Below are 17,186 nucleotides of genomic sequence, written 5' to 3' on the forward strand. Positions count from 1 at the left end.
ATGGCCATTAAGGGAGCCCACGACCGTGAGCAAGGCAATCGCAAAATCCCCAATAACTCCATCGATTGTCTTTTCACGATCTTGAAGCAGATTCAGGCTGACAAGCGCCAAACGGCCAACGCATGGGTGACCCGCACCATTACGAAAAAGCAGCGCGATATGCTCGCGCTGCTTGGCTTAGAAAATCCGCCCCGGGTGCTGAAAAATTAGGGATCAGTTATCCGGGAGTTCCGGCTTTACGTCGCCCGCTCCCATCCTTCCGGTGAGATAAAGAAGAAATCCCGCAATAAGCACGCCTACAGCCCAAACTGAACCGCTTTGCAGAAGACCGAGCGCCGCAGTTCCATTTCCCGCGAGCGAAGCTGCCGCGAGCGCCGCTGCCTCGACAAGGACGATAGAGACGACTGCCGCATTCGGTATGCGTCGGAAAAGCAGATCCGACACAGCCGCCCAGAGAACCAACCCCAGAATGGCCATGCTGAAGAACTGCCCCCATACGCCCAGCGCGTTCATTTTGCAGTGCAGCCTGCCGCTTAGTTACTTAATGCTGACGTTCTTGCCGGCACCGGAGATATCGTCTGCAATCTGCTGGAACTTGTCGCGCAGCGCGGAGATGAATGCGCCGTCCGACGAGAAGATGTAGCCGACGGCCGCAGCCATCGCTGCAGCCAGAATGCCGTATTCGATAGCGGTAACGCCGCTTTCATCAGCGGCAAACTTGCGAAGGGACTGAGAGATTTTCATGGGATTCAATCGTTAGGCCCCCTCTCCCGAGTCACTATTGTTTATTTCATAAACAATTTCGAGGGAGGTTGCAGCTAAATAAATATACTTATGCGAATCATTCGCATTTGTGACGCGAATATTACAAGGGTAAATCCGAATTTTCAACTGCATACCCCCTTGGAAACGCCTGTCTAAGTATACGTTTGAGATATTGCCAAAAAATAGATACGTCCAGTCAGGACGCATATCGGATCAATAATGCTTGTATATAATTGAATTAGGTGTATGGGTTACCCTTACATATAATCCTTTACCTACCTCTGTCCCCCTCCCATTTGTTCTGCTGGCTTATGCCTAAAGTGATATGCACAGCCGTTGCCGGCAGCTGCCGCAGCCACCGCTTGATTCAGACGTCCAAACTGACAACCCGCCGTTTTGCGTGACGCCGATCGACGGCGGCTTCACTATTATTTGTATATTCGCCTGAGCGGCTCCCTCAAACAGCTGCCGCCCCGCGGGAAAGATTGCCCAACACTCAGAATCGATTCCATTGGAGGCCTTTCATATGAAGTTCACATTCCAGACGCCCACTCGTCTTATTTTCGGCTCCGGCCGGCTTGACGCCTTGGGTGACGAAAAGCTTCCCGGCAAGAAGGCGCTTCTGCTCACGTCTCGCGGGAAATCCGCTGAACGCACCGGTGCACTTGAGCGCACCATGAAAGCGCTTGAGCGCGCAGGCGCTCAATATGTGTACTGCCCGATGGTGGAGTCCAATCCCGTTGTTGACAACGTCATGAAAGCCGCGCTTGCCGCCCGTGAAGCCGAGTGCGACTTTGTCATTGCGTTGGGCGGCGGCTCCGTCATGGACTGCGGCAAAGCCGTGGCCATGATGGCGACCAACCCCGGCGACTTCTGGGACTATGTGCCTCAGGGGACCGGCGGGCGCAAGCGCATTGAAATTGCTCCGCTCCCCATCGTGGCCATTTCCACCACTGCAGGCACCGGCAGCGAAGTCGACGGCGGCGGCGTTATTTCCAACCCCGAAACCAAAGAAAAAATCGGTTTTGGCGGCCATCCCGGCCTTTACCCCGTACTCGCCGTGGTAGATCCCGAACTCACGCTCTCAGTGCCGCCCAAGCTCACGGCCTATCAGGGATTTGACGCGCTCTTTCATGCCGTTGAAGGCTACCTCACGAAGCGTCCCAACTACATGTCCGATATGTTTGCGCTTGAGGCCGTGCGCCACATCGCATCGGGTCTTGCCCGTGCGGTGAAGGACGGCCATGACCTCGAAGCCCGCGAGCATGTTTCCATCGCCAATACCCTCGGCGGCTATGTCATGGCCTGCTGCCGGCTGACAAGCCAGCACGCTCTCGAGCATGCCCTCTCAGGCGAATGCCCCGAAATGCAGCACGGCGCCGGCCTCATTATGCTGTCGATCGCCTATTTCAGTCACATGATCAAGACCGGAGCCAACTCGATGCGCTTTATCGAGCTCGCTCATGCACTCGGCGTCAAGGATGCCGTTCATCCGGATGACTTCCTGCGCGCCCTCCATGACCTTCAGATCGCCTGCGGCGTAGCCGACCTGAAGATGAGCGACTACGGCATTACGCGCGACGACATCCCGAAGCTTGCCGCCAAAGCGCGAAGCGTCGGAGCCGCGCTCTTTGAGCAGGATGCCGTTGCACTCACTTTTGAAGACACCGTATCGATTTTGGATTCTGCCTGGCGTTGATTCCGCAGCGCCTCTGCCGGCGGCAGCCTCGAAGCCTGCCGCCCAGCCCAAACCCGCCTCTCGAAATGGGATGCGGGTTTCTTTATGTCGGAGGCTTGCTGCATGGCGAGTCATGCTGATTTTTCAAATGCCGACGCGAAGCACTCTTTTGACCCTGCTAGGTCATCCGAACTAACACGGTCTAAGGTCTCTCCTTTCGGCAAAAGGAGAGCACTCCTTTGCACCTCCCGCACTCCGGACTACGCCGCATTGTTGAACTATTCTGCAGCATACCCCCTTTCACTTTTGAGATTACCTCCCGCCGGAGGGCAAACACGATCCTTTCAGCCCTATTTGTATACTTACCTATTTTTCAATAAAATGCGCAGTCTCGTCGTGATTTAATCGCCGTCGAGCATCCGTTCCCCTCGTTATGCATCGTGCAGTTTTGTTGTGCCGGCATGCACAGCTCGAGGTAGAGGCACACCTGCTCTGCAGTCGACAATTTCCTCCGGCTTACGAACGACATACCGGATCAACTTTGGATAGAGACAAAGCGCAGGAACACAGCTCAAGGCGGTGTTTCCGGCCTTTGCTCAAACCAAACTATTCAGACCGTACCTCCCCCTCGGGCGGGAAGCGAAAACGGCACCCAAGCCGGCAGCATTCGCAGGCCCAGAGAGGAGATCGTCTTAATGTCTGCGAAAAAATACTTCGGCGCTTTCTGTCTGTACCTCAACTACTTGGTACACGGCATCGGCGTTCTCGTGATGAGCCTCAACGTTCACGAATTCGAAGTGCAGTGGCAGACCGATGCTGCAGGCGTATCTGTCGTGATTTCCTCGCTGGGTCTGGGCCGTCTTGCGCTCCTGGTTTTGGCGGGTTCGCTTTCAGACAAATACGGCCGGCGTCCCTTCGTGCTGCTCGGCACTGTCACTTATCTCGCTTTCTTCATCGGCCTGCTTTTTACGCATGATGTCGGAACGGCTTATTTCTTCGGACTCTTGGCCGGCGCAGCCAACAGTCTGCTCGATGCCGGCACCTATCCTCGTCTGATGGAACTCTTCCCGAAGGCACCGGGACCGGCAGTCATTCTGGTCAAAGCGTTTGTCGCAGCGGGGCAGTTTTCGCTCCCGCTCATTCTGAGTTTTTTGGTCGCTCATGAATTGTGGTTTGGCTGGAGTCTTCTCATTGCAGCCGCCATCCTTGCACTCAACTTCTGCGTGCTCTTCTGGATGCCCATTAAGGTTCCCGATCAGCCCACACGCCTCGGCGAGCCTCTTGCCGCTGAGCTCGCGCAGCTCAATGACCCCGAAACGAAGCTCAAATTGAAGCGCAGCAGCCGCATCGCGATGCCCGAACTCATCAGCTACACCCTCTTTGGGTACACCGCGATGGCCACTTTTTACATTGTGAGTCAGTGGCTCGCGCAGTACGGGGAATCCGTTGCCGGAATGCCTTATTCTGAGGCGCTCAAACTGCTCTCGATATACACCACCGGATCACTTGCCGGGGTGTTCTGCTCATCGCTCGCACTGCGGACATTTTTGTCTCCGCAGATGATGCTGCTCGGCTGCACCACTGTCTCAACGCTCGCGCTCGCCGTCGCCTGCTTTTTCCCGTCGCCGACCGTGATGTTCGGCTTCTCATTTATTTTCGGCTTTGCTGCCGCCGGCGGCGTTGTTCAGCTTGGCCTCGCCATGATGGCAGCTCAGTTTCCTCGGGCCAGAGGCCGGGCCACAGGCATCTATTACAGTGCGGGGAGCATCTCCAATTTCACCATGCCGCTCATCACGGCCTGGATCGTCCGCGAATGGTCTATCCATGAGATCTTCAAATTTGACGTCATCATCTCCGGATGCGGCATCTTGCTCGCCGTCTTTATTGCCTGGAGAAGTCGTCATGCGCAGGCTATTGATTTGAATTAAGTGCAGAGCAACGGTATACACGGTTTACCGTTCTCTTCCCTGTAGGCTAAACACATCTCAATTTCATCGGCCATCAGAACCATGTATCAACATGTCTTCCAGACTCAAGGCGTCATGCATTTTGAAAGCGGCAAAACGCCCCGCGTTATGCGCTATGTTGTCAGTGACGATCCGCATTGGGCTTCGGGCTACCACATGCATGAAAACGAAACAGAGCTTATCTGGGTCGAACGAGGCACGGTAGAGGTGATGGTCAATGCCAACAAATACGTGGCTCATGCCGGCGACATCATCGCCTTGGAGCACGGCAAGTTCCATATGCTTGCCTCAAGTGACGCTGATCCGGCAAAAACATTCACCTGCGCCGTCTACGGCTTCAAATTTCACGACGTTCGAGGAGAGTCCCTCATTCTTGAACCGGACTCTGTTCCGGTCGTTCACGCAGCACTCGGCGTAGATACCATCCGCACGCTCTTTCGCGAATTTGACACGCTTGTAACCCAGGCCAATCCTCTCGTTGACATTCTCGGCAATCTGATTGCCACGCTGCTAACCGTTCTTTTCCGCGAAAACTTCAAACTTGCAGCTCGTCCCGGGAAAGACAAGCAGCTCAAGAACGCCTTGATCCGAGAGGTGCTTGTTTACCTCAACGAAAACTATCGAGAAAAGATCACCCTTGAGGCGCTCTCCAAACGCTTTCGCGCGTCAGTGAGCTATATCGCTCATGAATTTGCACGCGAATACGGGGTTTCGCCGATCAACTACGTTATTGAACGGCGCATTACCGAAGCAAAATTTGCGCTCACTACAACTACGCAGAGTCTCAACCAAATCGCCTGGCATATCGGCTACGAAAATACTTATCACTTCTCCAAACTCTTCCAGCGCCACGTCGGCTGCTCGCCTTCGGAGTACCGTCGGCGCTTTGGCAAGAGTTCGGGAGAGCATCCCGACGAAGCGTCCGAAGACTGATCGTTTGGAAAGCAATAGGCTTTGCGCCCCTATCTGACGCATTATTTTCACCCTGCAAATGGGAGACAGCGCTGACTGACAAAACGCTGCCTCCCATTCTTTTATGCGCCTCCTATGGAGCCGACCGTTGGCGGTCCGGATGCATCCATCCTTTAGGTTAAAGTTTCGGCCTCCGCTGAGCGGCCATTTAAATGTTTTCGCCCGCCACCATGCCGAATGTCAGAGCATCGATGATGCCGACGGTACCGAGACGGCTCGCTCCATGAACCCCGCCCGTGACTTCGCCGCCGGCATAAAGACCGGGGATGGGTTTATGCGTGCGCATGTGGATGACTTCGCCTTTGGGCGAAATCAGAACGCCGCCCATCGTGTGATGGATCTTCGGACAAACGCGGCCGGCATAGAAAGGCGGTTTGGATACATCAATTCCATTCGTCACATTCATCGGTTTGCCGAAGGCTTCATCCTTCCCGCTCTTAACGGCAGCGTTGTACTGCTCAATCGTGTCACGCAGCGCTTTGCGGTCAATCTTATAAAAATCAGCGAGTTCATCAATAGAGTTAAATACCTTTACGGTCTTCTTTTCGAGCGGAGCCATGAGGAAGGCAGGATTCACGGCCTTAGCCGCCGCAGAGTCACCGATCGCCACCGGATAGTTTTCATCGTTGCCGATGACGGCGAACATGGCTTCCGTTTTAGGCTGGCGGCCCGCGAGCTCGTTAACGAAACGCTTGCCCGTCTTGGGATTCACGATGATGCCGTAGCGGTAGCAGGCGTGTTCGATGAAGTTTGCCGAAATGCCGTACCCGGGCTCATCAGGATTGCATGACGGGAGGAACTGCAGCCAAGAAATCTGAATCGGGGCGGCACCAATGTCCAAAGCGGCAGTGAGCGCCCCTGCAGTTGCGCCGGGCTGATTGGTTGAATCCATGGTCGGCTGCACGCGCGGATCCTGCATCTGACGGAACCACGTATCGCGGGAGAAACCGCCTGCGGCAAGCATCACGCCGCGCTTGGCACCGTAGAACTTTTGCTCACCGGACGTATTGTCTGCATCGTCGCTCGCAAGTTTGGAGTTGAAGCTGTATTTGGTGCGCGCAGCGATGCCCGCCACTCGGCCGGCATCATCGATCACAAAGGAATCCATTTTCGTGCGGTTCATGATCGTGACATTCTTCATGCCTTTGAGCGCTTTGAGCATCGGCAGGACATAGCAGGAACCGTCGCTTGTCGTTGACTCAATGATTCGGGCCGCAGTATGACCGCTGCTGATGCCAAGATGGGAATCATCTACCGTGCAGCCGTATTTGCGCAGGAGCGCCACGACATCGTTGCAGCGGTCATAGATGACATCGAGCAGTTCGACATGGTTGATTCCAAGGCCGTCTCTGGTGCAGTCGCCGATAAAGATTTCACGGGAATCCTTGATCCCGAGCTTCTTTTGATTGGGGTTGCCCGGACAGGCAAAGTTGCCGCCGCAGATGAGCGAATTGCCGCCGAGGATCGTCATTTTCTCAATCAGCAGCACCGAGTAATTCTTCTCGGCGCACCGAAGCGCACAGGTGAGTCCCGCAAAGCCCGAGCCAACGATAACGACATCGTATTGCTCATCGAATTTTTCAATGCTGCTGCGGGGAACCGCGGCCTGCACAGCAGAAAGACCGGACAGAAGCGCCGCACCGCCGGCGAGTTTGAAGAGATGGCGTCGAGTTGATTGCATGGTGTTTCTCCTTTCTCCATACTGCTGAGCGTTTTTTTGCTTCATCCTGACGGAAGCGCTTCGCTCTGCATTTGCCAAGCAGTCTATGGAGAGCCCTGAACGAGAGGCATCTCCCGCGTGAGGTGAGGTTTTCCTCACGTACCGGCGGAGGTGAGGAAACCTGCATGAGTCCACTATCATTGCCTGATGCTCAGTCGCTTCCTTACCGTTTCCGTTTTCACGGCAGCCTTCTTTTTGGCCAATCTTCCTCGTCCCGGATATGCCGAGGCTGAAGAGAAGACCATCGTCATTGCCATGGCTGAAACGCTCGAGCCCGGGCTGCGCGATCACCTTTTTGTTGCGACAGGAGCCGTTATCCGCCAAGCGCTCCCCGGACGGAACATTGCCTTTGAGACCATCTCCGCCATCAACGCTGCACGCGACGTTAAACGCCTGCATCCAGACTTCCTGATCCTTCCGAGCGGGCTCTACCTTACGCTTGCCCAAACGAATGACCTGAGGCTCCTCGCCACGCGCAAGCGCTCGGAAGCTGCAGACCCGTCTCGAGGCGTGGCAGCCGCGTTCGTCGTTCGTGAAGACCGCACAGATCTTCAGTCCCTTGCGGATCTCGAAGGTGTCCGCATTGCAGCCGGAACACCCTACTCAGTGGACGGGTGGCTTGCCGCACTTGGCGAGATTCAGGCCCGAGGATACGACCCGGAGCATTTCTTCAGCGAGACGATCTTTCTTCAGTTTCCTTTTCCTGACATCGTCCGCAGTCTCATGAAGGGCAGCGCTGATGTCGGCGTTATTCCTGCGTGCATGCTCGAGCGGCTTGAATCAGTCGGCGCACTGGAGAAGGGGCTCCTGCGGGTAGTTCATGAGCAGACTTCGCCCGAACTTGCCTGCCGGCGCTCAAGCGCACTCTATCCGGATTGGGTTGTGGCATCCATGGGAACCGCTTCGCCCGAAGACGTCCGTCAGGTATCCATCGGTCTGCTCACCATGCCGAACACAAATGACTTCGAATGGTGGGCGGCCGGAGATTTTCGCGCGCTTAATGAGCTCTACCGTACGCTGCGGCTCGGCCCCTACGCTTTTCTTCGGGATTTTTCAGTTCACGCAGTGATTGAGCGGTACAAAGGGCCGCTTCTCTTCGCTGCTGCGCTGATGGTGCTCTTCCTCCTCAATGAACTGCGTGTGCATGTGCTCGTCAGAAGGCGAACAAAGGAGCTTTCGGACGCGCTTATGGAGCGTGACGCCAACGCGCAGTCCATCCGCGAACTGCAAAAACAATTGGGCGAGGTCGAGCGTGTCGGGGCGGTTTCTCAGCTTTCGAGCATGATTGCCCATGAACTGAAGCAGCCCGTTGCCTCCATCATCAACTTCTCGGCGGCGCTTTCCGTCCGTTTGGGCGGCCTGCTTAAAGCGCACCCGGAATGCGCAGCCGGACTTTGCACCATTCGAGCGGAATCCGAACGCATCTCAGAGATCATCTCCCGCGTGCGGCAATATGCTAAGCATCGACCGGTGTCTGCCGCGCCGTGTTCCTTGTCGGCAGCTGTCCGCAAAGCAGTGCTTGTTTATCGAAACGGCGAAGGCGGGCGTATTCCGGTGGAGGTGACCGAAACGGAAAATGTCTGGGTGGTGGCCGATGAACTTGAACTCGAACTCCTCGTGCTCAACCTCATCCGGAACGCGGCGCAGGCACAGACGCGCGTAGAGACGCCCTACATCCGCATCCGCATTGAACGCTCAGCATCTGAAGTTCAGCTCACGGTGGAAGACAACGGTCCTGCGCTGAGCGATGCTCAATTTCTCAAACTCTCACATGCACAAACGAGCATGAAACCGGACGGTCTGGGTCTGGGCCTTGAAATAACCCGTTCCATCGCCGCACGATCCGATGCCATGCTCGTCTTTGAGCGCAAGCCTGACCGCGGCCTGCTCGCCATCGTGCGCTTTCCGCTGAAGCTCTCTCTCAGCGGCACTGCATTCGAGGAGCGCGAATCATGATGCAAACCGCTGAAATTGAAACGACCCGTCCAGTCATTCGAATCGTTGATGACGATGAAGTTTTTCTGGCTTCACAGAAATTTTTCTTCGAAACATTTTTCCCTGAAGTCCGCGTATGGCCGTGCGCAAAGCGTTATCTCGATGAAGAGGATCTAAGCGCTCCGGGATGCCTTATTCTGGACTACCGCATGCCGGACCGATCAGGCCTGGAAGTTCAGCGCGCACTGCTTCTGAGACGCAAACCAATGCTGCCGATCATTTTTTTGAGCGCCCATGGCGACATCGGCACCGCCGTACATGCCATGAGGAACGGCGCGGTCGACTTTCTGGAAAAACCCGTTGAACCTGAAGCGCTGCTCGCCAAAGTTCGTACTGCCGTCGCATGGTCTCTTGATGCCTTTAAGCGTGAGCATGACCGCCGCCGTATGGAACGCCAGGTGCTGTCACTCACCGGAAGAGAACGTGAAGTCATTGATCTTGCGGTCAAAGGAATGCAAAACAAAGAAATTGCGGATCTTCTCGGCATCTCCGTGACGACCGTGAAGATGTACCGCGCCAATGCTTTTCAAAAACTTGGCGTCAATACGATTTTGACTGCGTCGCAGTTTCTTGCGCGTGCGGAAAACTCCTTGGAGCAGTGAGCATGATCACCAGACGTCAGCTCTTTGCCGGCATTTTGGGATTAACAGCCGGCCCCTCCTGGTGCGGGCCTCAGGAAATCCTCGCCGCAGCCGATGTAATTGTCGTCGGGGCGGGATTAGCAGGCTTGAGCGCAGCGGTTTCTGCGCGTGAAGCCGGCGCCCGACGGGTGCTAATTCTCGAAAAAGATGTGATGATCGGCGGACATTCAATCATGTCAAGCGGCTACTTCAATGCCGTCGATCCCAAGCGGCAGAAACCGCTTGGCATCATTGATTCGCCGGCGCTGATGGAGAAGCAGTCGCTGCAGGTAGGAGGAGACACCGCCTCCCCCATTCTGATGCGGCGGCTTGCCGAATCCTCTTCAGAGGTGCTTCAGTGGCTCGAAGCGCACGGCGTGCATTGGAGCGACCAAGTCTTCGAATCCTATTCATCCTTTCAGCGCAGGGGTCACATTTCAAGCCCTGTGCGGGCCGGATATGACTATGTGATGGCGCTCCTCGAGTGTGCGCACCGGCTGGATGTGAAGATTCTGCTTGGGCATCGTGCCGAACGCCTCATCACTGAAAACGGCCATATTGTCGGTGCTGCGGGAGTTTGCCGGGGCCGTCAGGCTTTCGAAGCCAGAGCGCATGCCGTGATTCTGGCTACGGGCGGCTTTGCCGCCAATACAGCCCTGCTTGAAAATGCGCTTGGCCCTTATGCGGCAACGCTGCGCAGTTCGGCCAATACGCGCGGCATTCTGACCGACGGTGCGGCCGGCGACGGCATTCTCATGGCACGCGCCGTCGGAGCAAAGATCGTCAATATGGACTCCGTTCTGCTCGTTCCCTATAACGGCGGCCGAGTGACGGGTTATGTCGGCGGCGACATCTATCTCACCAAAGAAGGCAGACGCTTCATCGATGAAGGAGCGTCCTGGCTCGCGCTGCGCCAAGCCCTGCAAAACCTCCCCGACGGAAAGATGTGGGTGCTCACGGACTCCGGAACAGTGAAAAACAACGACTTTTCGCTCAAACTGATGACCGGCGCGGTGCGCGAAGCCGCGACGCTCGATGAGGCTGCCAAAGGCATTGGCTGCAATCCTGCGGTATTGGAAGAGACCGTCAGGCAATACAACCATTCGGTTCACATTGGACGCGATGAGGCCTTTGGCAAAACGACGATGCTTAAAGCGCTTGATGAACCGCCCTTTTATTACGGCGAAGAACGGCTCAACATCCATTCAACCGAGGGCGGCGTTGCCATTGACACGCAGGCCCGCGTTCTGGATCAATCCGAGGAGCCCCTCTTGGGTCTTTTTGCGGCCGGCGAGACCGTCGGGAATCTTCACGGCAAAAGCCGTCCCGGCGGGAACGGCGTTTTGGCCTGCGTCGTCTTCGGGAGAATCGCAGGCCAAGAAGCGGCTCAACTTAGCCTCTCAAGTCATTGAGAGGCTCCAAGTCTTTTGCTCACAAAGGCGGAATGGGTTTGCCTTCGTTATGCCTCACTTTCATCATCAGGGCGGTGACAGTGCGGCCGACTAATCCGAGGGCTGACCGGCTGCCACACGCTCACGAACCATTCGAGCCAGGGCAAATTTCTGTAGCTTACCCGAAGACGTCCGGGGCAGCGCATCGAGCACCACGAGATATTCCGGGAACTTATATTTGGCCACCCGCCGGCCGTCAAAGAAAGCGACGAGGTCCGTCAGATGCATGGCGGGGGCGCCGGGCCGCATGCTCACGCACGCACAGCTGCGCTCGCCCAGACGTTCGTCGGGCATAGCCACTACGGCGGCCTCCCGCACGCCGGGATATTCGAGCACAATGTCTTCGACTTCGCGGCTCGAAATATTCTCGCCGCCGCGCACAATAATGTCCTTCTTGCGGCCGGTGATGCGGATGTAGCGGCCCTCTGAATCCGTGCGGCAATAGTCGCCGGAATAGTACCAGCCGTCCGCGTCAAGCGCCCGTGCGGTCATCTCAGGCTCTCCCCAATACCCCACAAAGACCTGCGGACCGCGGGACGCCTCTTCGCCCTCTTGGCCGTGCGGCACTTCATGCCGGTTGTCGTCCACAACGCGGATCTCCACGCCGTCGACTGCGCACCCGTCCGTTTCTTCCGTATGCTCGCGCGTGTCGTTGAGCCGCACCAGCGAATGCGGCGAAGACTCGGTCGAGCCGTAAATGGATAAGAGCCGAATGCCGAAAGGCCGGCAGTCCTCAAAGAGCTTTGGCGGAATGGTGGTGCCGCCGCAGAGGAAAAAGCGCAGCGAGGACAAATCCCGCGGATGCTGCCGGAGCTCTTCGAGGATATCGAAGACAAATGGCGTCGCCCCCAAGACGCAGGTCGCTTTCTCGGCCTCAAAGAGATTCATGCAGTCATCTGCGCGGAAAATATCGAGAAGCAGACTCTTGCCGCCCAGAATGAAGGGCAGCGTCACCCCGTGGAGAAACCCGGTCGCATGCCCGAGCGGAGCGGGCATCAGAAAAGCATCCCGCCACGTGAGATTGAGGCGGTCGGCATAGGCGCGTTCGCTCGCGAGAATGTTGTTGTGCGTGAGCATCACCCCCTTGGGGCGTCCTTCCGTGCCTGAAGTGAAGAGCACTGCTGCGACTTCATCGGCATCAGCGGGAATCGGCGTGAGGAGCGGTTCCGCGCCGGCAATGACATCCTCGAACGCGTAAACACCCTCCTGCGAACGCAGCGATGGGGCAAGCGGGGCCATTTTTTCCACGGCCACAACAGCAGAAAGCCTCGGCAGGTGCTGCGCGAGTTTGGCAAGCATTTCAATCGGGCGGCTTTTGCGGAAAGCCGTAGCGGTAAAGACCACCTTGGCTTCACACCAATCGAGCGCCCAGGAGAGTTCCGCCTCGCGCCATGCGGGCAGAAGCGGCATCGCGATGGCACCGAGCTTTAAGGCCGCAACATAAGCGATGGTGAATTCCGCCCAGCCCGGCAGATTAAGCGCCACCACGTCGCCGCGGCCGACGCCGATCGTGCGCATCCAGCCGGCCAGACGCTGCGCCTTCTTGTCGAGTTGAGCGTAGGTGTATCGGCCGCCCTGGCTGTCAACAACACAGGTACGGTCGGGCACAGCACGCACGGACTGATGCCAATAATCAGCGAGCGTGGCGTCGCCCCAAAAGCCCTGACGGCGATAGAGCGCCCGGCGTTCGGGATTAATCGTGTATTCAGGACGCATGACTTGAGCGGTATGCAAATGGAAGGCTTGGAGAAGAAACCGGCCCGGCCTGCGCCGAGGAATCCGCAGGCCGGGCGGCTAGGAGAATCGAGGCTCAGCCCCGGAGACGCCGGCTTAGCCGAAGCGGAATTCGACGCCGAAGGTTCCCTGCGGGAATTCCCATTTCTTGAGGATCGTGTCGCCGCAGAGGACGCGGCAGGTGCCGCATTCAAGGCAGCCGGCGCAGTCAAAGCTGATCGTGCCGTCGTCGGCCTCTTTATAGAGATTGGCCGGGCAAGCCTTCACGAGCTTGCGGAATTCTTTGCGGTCGGGCTCATCGCAGAGCACGATGTGCGCATTTTCCTCATCCACAAAGAACTTGTCTTTGCCGAGCTTTTCGTCCACGTTGACGAACTTAATTTCCTTCGTGCTCACAGTGCTTTCCCCCAACCGTAGCCGTCTTTAAGGAGATTCATAACGCCGGCAGCCTTAACGCGCTGCCAGAGGCTCTTGCGAACCGGCGGGACCGGCGAACCGTCGTAGCGGAAAAGGTCGCGCATGATGCCCGCGGTCATCTTCGGGTAGTCCGAGAAAAGACGCGGATTCTCCATCAGGTGCGGCACATTGCGGTACTGCTTCATATCGCGAAGCACAAAGCTCTCTTCGAGACGACGCCGGTAGCCGGCCAGTCCGGCAGCAGAAAAATCTCCCGCCTTCTTGGCGTCGATCACGGCCCGAGCCGCGCATTCGCCAGAGGCGACGGCCAAATCCATGCCGCGCACAATGAAGCCCAGATTGATGCACAAGGCCGCAGCATCGCCCGTAATCAGCACGCCGTCTGCGGCGAGCTTTTCAGGCACCATGTCGTAGCCGCCTTCGGGGACGAGATGACCGGAATATTCGAGCAGTTCGCCGCCCTCAATCAAGGGCTTAACCGACGGATGATTCTTCAGATCCTCGAGCATCTGCGGCACGGTCTTGGGCGACTTTTCAATATCGCCCAGTCCGCAGACCACACCGAGTGAAATGGAGTCTTCATTGGTATAGAGGAAGCCGCCGCCCATCAGACCGGCCGAAGCAGAGCCCGCAAAGAGCCAGGCAGCGCCTTCACCGTCGCTCAGACCAAAGCGGTCATTGATGACCTGCTTAGAGAGGCCAATGACTTCTTTAGCGCCGACGGCGTACTGGTGAGCGTGATATTTCGGCAGCAGACCGATCGACTGGGCCAGAAGAGAATTAACGCCGTCGGCAAGAATCACGCATTCGGCGAGGAGCTCGTCCTCGCCCGCCTGAACGCCGGTCACGCGGCCGGTTTCATCCTGAAGCAGCCGATCGACGCGAATACCCGGAATGAACTGGGCGCCCTCGGACTCGGCCTTTTCCTGAAGCCACTGGTCAAATTTGCCGCGCAGCACGGTGTAGGATGCCGCCTCCGCGGAGAACGCTTCGCCCGTGTGATAGTCAAGCGTCACCGAGTCATCGTCGGTAATAAAGGAGATCTTCTCACGGGTCACAAGGCGCTCAACGGGCGCTTCCTCAGCGAAGCCCGGCATGACGCGCTCGAGGCTGTGGGCGTAGAGACGGCCGCCCGTCATGTTTTTGCTGCCGGCATAATTGCCGCGCTCAATCACGAGAACGTCAAGCCCTTCCTTGGCAAGAACGTAGGCGGCCACGCAGCCGGCTACGCCGGCGCCGACTACGATGGCGTCGAATTTTTCTTCGGACATGGTTGATACAGCGCGGACGGATGCTGTTGGGCAGCAGCTCAGGCAGTGCTGAGCACTTGAGAGCTGCCGGCATCGAGTGCAGACGCCCGGCGCCTTAAATTAGGGGTTGCAGGTGGGGTCGCGGGCACCCCGCGGCGGGGTGCCCTTTGCGGTGAACTCAGCGCCGCTTAGGAAAGCGCGCGGGTGAGTTCCGGAACGATCTTGTAGAGGTCGCCCACGATGCCGGCATCGGCATCCTTGAAAATCGGCGCGTTCTTATCCTTGTTGACCGCGAGGATCACGCCGCAGTCGGCGGCGCCGACCATATGCTGAATCTGGCCGGAAATGCCGAGCGCAATGTAGATGTCAGCTTTGAGCTGCGTGCCGGAAACACCGATATAGCGTTCGCGTTCCATCCAGTGCTCGCCTTCGGCGATCGGACGGGAGCAGCCGATTTCGGCGCCGATAGCCTTGGCAAAGGCTTCGATCATCGCAATGTCTTCCTGCTTGGCAATGCCGCGGCCGATGCCGATGACGCGCTTGGCCTTCGTGAGGTCAACGCTCGCGGCAGCCTTCGCACGGCGTTCCTTGACGACGATCGCGGCCGCCGGAGCGACCTTCTCGACCGCAATGACAGGGATGTCGGCCGACGCATCTGCCGGTTCGGGTTCAAAGACGCCCGCGCCGACCGTTACCACGGCGTCAGCGGAAACGATACGGACAGCCGCGGCAGCGAGACCGCCGTAGGTGCGGAAGGTGGCCTTCACAGCGTCACCGGCTTCGAGGCTCAGCGCATCGTTGACGAGACCGGCGCCGCGCTTAGCAGCTACGCCGGCAGCAAGCGCCTTGCTGCGGCGAGTGGCATCAAAAAGGAACAGATTGCCTTCGCCCTGCGCGAGCGAAGCGATCGTTTCCGCGTAGTTCTCAATGGCTTCGCCTTCGGCAAGGCCAAGGTTATAGACGGCCGCCGGACCGCAGGCACGAAGTTCAGCAGCGCAGCTTTCGCACGGCACAACAGCATTCACCACGGCGCCGAAGCGGCGCGCGCCGGCGATCAGATCCGCATAACGTTCAGCAGCATCCGCGTAGACCCAGACAGTTTGAATTTTGCTCATGACTCTTATCTCCGTGATGACTTATTACTTGAGGGCGGACTTGATGCGGGCAGCGAAATCGGCCACAGCGGAATCGCCTTCGAGGACCTCGTGAGCACGTTCTTTGCGCGGAGGCACTTCAATAGCATCGAGCTCAACGGTCTTCGCCGGAGCGCTCCAGCCGATGTCAGCCGTCGAAAGGGTCTTGGCGGGCTTCTTGCCGGCGCCGAGAATGGCCTTCATCGTGGGGATGCGGGGAACATTGATGTCGCTCGTGACGCAGACGGCGGCCGGAAGCGGGAGTTCAATGACTTCGACTTCATTTTCAAGCGAGCGCTCTACGCGGATGCCTGCATCGGTCTTTTCAATGCTGCTCACGGCATTCACACAGGGCACGCCGAGGATACGGGCGGCCAGAAGACCGGTCTGCTGAGCGTAGAGGTCTCCGGACCCTTCACCGAACACCAGCAGATCAAAACCGGTCGTGCGGGCGGCGGCGGCAATCGCCGAGGCGGTCGTTTCAGCAAGCGCGCCTTCAAACGCAGCGTCATCCTTGACCAGACACAGTTCGGAAGGACCGCGCGAAAGCACGTCCTTTTTAAGCTTGGAGTTTTCGAGGATCTTGCCGCCGACGGAGAGCGCCGTCACCACGTCGCCTTCACCGGCAAGCTGTACAGCAGCTTCAATGCCGTTCAGATCGAACTGGCTGATTTTGAAATCCGCACGATCAAAACTGAGTTTTTGATCGGGCGTCACAACAATGTCCTGCTCTTCGGGAACGACCTTGAAGCACGAGACGATATGCATAATGACTCCTTGGGGTTCAGAAATTACGCAGCTTTACCCCAGAGCATCATGGTGAGATCTGAAGCTTTTGCCGCCGCTAAATAAACTAGATCATTTAAGGATTGAGCAGTTTTTGCTCGCACCGCATTTCGATCGATGCAAATAGTGCTCTTCAAAAACAATCTTGACGAGAGCCATATTTGTTTTTCGTTTAAATTATCTTGCACGCGATGGCATGCTTCATCCCCGCTGACATTCGGTGAAATGAGAGTATTCCTTTGTTTTACCTAGGTTTTCGCCAGACGAAACCTTTATTCAGGGAGCAAAATACGTCAGCTCGCCTCCGATCTCCCTCACCGGTTAGGGATCCATGCGGTTCAAGCCGCCGACCACTGCCAAGCACGTTCCAGTTCCCCCAAAGGCGCAGTACCGTCATCCCGCCGATCTAGTGTCAATTCCCCTGCAGTACTAGTTAATTGGGGCGGATTTCAGGCATTTTCAAACACTCGTCCGAAGGCGCTCCAAGCGCGTCCTCCCCTCCTTCAGAAGAGCCCATTTCACTTTGAAGGGCAGCTCAATTCCATCCTCCGTGCAAGATAGCCATCGGCGCCTGCAATATAGTTTCTTCGTATTTTGTTTATTTTTCAATTAATTAACAGAATTTCAGCCTGCTGAGCACTTTCGCCTTCCGTGCAGGAATCGAGCCTCTCAGTCGTTTACGAATCAAGCAGCGTCAT

The 17,186-nt window shown here is 57.1% G+C and carries 14 protein-coding genes and 1 pseudogene; 7 read left to right on the forward strand and 8 right to left on the reverse strand.

Annotated elements, in window-relative coordinates; genetic code table 11:
* Positions 1-210 (forward strand): annotated as a pseudogene (locus tag DES29_RS07160) (IS1634 family transposase); the annotation flags it as partial.
* Positions 211-213: 3 nt separating this feature from the next.
* Here DES29_RS07160 and DES29_RS07165 read toward each other — a convergent pair.
* Together DES29_RS07165 and DES29_RS07170 are read right to left on the reverse strand one after the other, a co-directional pair.
* Positions 214-513, reverse strand: a complete 300-nt coding sequence (locus tag DES29_RS07165) for a prepilin peptidase (RefSeq protein WP_113854656.1) — start codon at positions 511-513, stop codon at positions 214-216.
* Between the two features lie 24 nt (positions 514-537).
* On the reverse strand, positions 538-744 hold the full coding sequence (locus tag DES29_RS07170; protein ID WP_005432771.1) for a Flp family type IVb pilin: 207 nt from the start codon (positions 742-744) through the stop codon (positions 538-540).
* A 547-nt stretch (positions 745-1,291) separates the two neighbouring features.
* Here DES29_RS07170 and DES29_RS07175 point away from each other — a divergent pair.
* From DES29_RS07175 to DES29_RS07185, 3 genes are all read left to right on the forward strand, one after another.
* Entirely contained in the window at positions 1,292-2,464 is a 1,173-nt protein-coding gene (locus tag DES29_RS07175) for an iron-containing alcohol dehydrogenase (protein ID WP_113854657.1), read from the forward strand.
* Positions 2,465-3,138: 674 nt separating this feature from the next.
* Entirely contained in the window at positions 3,139-4,371 is a 1,233-nt protein-coding gene (locus tag DES29_RS07180; RefSeq protein WP_021995237.1) for an MFS transporter, read from the forward strand.
* A gap of 114 nt (positions 4,372-4,485) precedes the next feature.
* On the forward strand, positions 4,486-5,343 hold the full coding sequence (locus tag DES29_RS07185; RefSeq protein WP_249031204.1) for a helix-turn-helix transcriptional regulator: 858 nt from the start codon (positions 4,486-4,488) through the stop codon (positions 5,341-5,343).
* A gap of 187 nt (positions 5,344-5,530) precedes the next feature.
* Here the strand turns inward: DES29_RS07185 and DES29_RS07190 are convergent, their stop codons facing one another.
* Positions 5,531-7,063 carry a flavocytochrome c gene (locus tag DES29_RS07190; RefSeq protein ID WP_113854658.1) on the reverse strand — a complete coding sequence of 511 codons (1,533 nt, stop codon included), beginning with the start codon at positions 7,061-7,063 and terminating at the stop codon, positions 5,531-5,533.
* A gap of 186 nt (positions 7,064-7,249) precedes the next feature.
* Between DES29_RS07190 and DES29_RS07195 the strand changes: the two genes are divergently transcribed.
* Genes DES29_RS07195 through DES29_RS07205 form a run of 3 tightly spaced genes read left to right on the forward strand, consistent with a single transcriptional unit; the run spans position 7,250 to position 11,129 of the window.
* Complete coding sequence (locus DES29_RS07195; RefSeq protein WP_021995239.1) at positions 7,250-9,058, forward strand: sensor histidine kinase; 1,809 nt, start codon at positions 7,250-7,252, stop codon at positions 9,056-9,058.
* Positions 9,055-9,699, forward strand: a complete 645-nt coding sequence (locus DES29_RS12675; RefSeq protein WP_113854659.1) for a response regulator transcription factor — start codon at positions 9,055-9,057, stop codon at positions 9,697-9,699. The genes DES29_RS07195 and DES29_RS12675 overlap by 4 nt, the downstream gene beginning before the upstream one ends.
* A 2-nt stretch (positions 9,700-9,701) precedes the next feature.
* Complete coding sequence (locus DES29_RS07205) at positions 9,702-11,129, forward strand: FAD-dependent oxidoreductase (RefSeq protein WP_113854660.1); 1,428 nt, start codon at positions 9,702-9,704, stop codon at positions 11,127-11,129.
* A 90-nt stretch (positions 11,130-11,219) separates the two neighbouring features.
* On the opposite strand, the gene fadK is transcribed toward DES29_RS07205, so the two are convergent.
* The 5 genes from fadK to DES29_RS07230 form a co-directional block, all read right to left on the reverse strand.
* The gene (gene fadK, locus DES29_RS07210; RefSeq protein WP_016474593.1) at positions 11,220-12,884 is read right to left on the reverse strand and encodes a medium-chain fatty-acid--CoA ligase; all 1,665 of its coding nucleotides are present in this window, start codon (positions 12,882-12,884) and stop codon (positions 11,220-11,222) included.
* 114 nt (positions 12,885-12,998) lie between these two features.
* Positions 12,999-13,298, reverse strand: coding sequence for a ferredoxin family protein (locus DES29_RS07215; RefSeq protein ID WP_005432521.1), 300 nt, complete (start codon positions 13,296-13,298; stop codon positions 12,999-13,001).
* Entirely contained in the window at positions 13,295-14,590 is a 1,296-nt protein-coding gene (locus tag DES29_RS07220) for an FAD-dependent oxidoreductase (protein ID WP_016474594.1), read from the reverse strand. Before DES29_RS07220 ends, DES29_RS07215 begins: the two co-directional genes overlap by 4 nt.
* A gap of 167 nt (positions 14,591-14,757) precedes the next feature.
* Entirely contained in the window at positions 14,758-15,684 is a 927-nt protein-coding gene (locus tag DES29_RS07225) for an FAD-binding protein (protein ID WP_005432524.1), read from the reverse strand.
* 24 nt (positions 15,685-15,708) lie between these two features.
* Positions 15,709-16,470: an electron transfer flavoprotein gene (locus DES29_RS07230; RefSeq protein ID WP_021996004.1), complete on the reverse strand. Its 762-nt coding sequence runs from the start codon at positions 16,468-16,470 to the stop codon at positions 15,709-15,711.
* Between the last annotated feature and the right edge of the window lie 716 nt (positions 16,471-17,186).

The organism is Sutterella wadsworthensis, assembly GCF_003315195.1.
In the GTDB taxonomy this organism is placed as follows: domain Bacteria; phylum Pseudomonadota; class Gammaproteobacteria; order Burkholderiales; family Burkholderiaceae_F; genus Sutterella; species Sutterella wadsworthensis.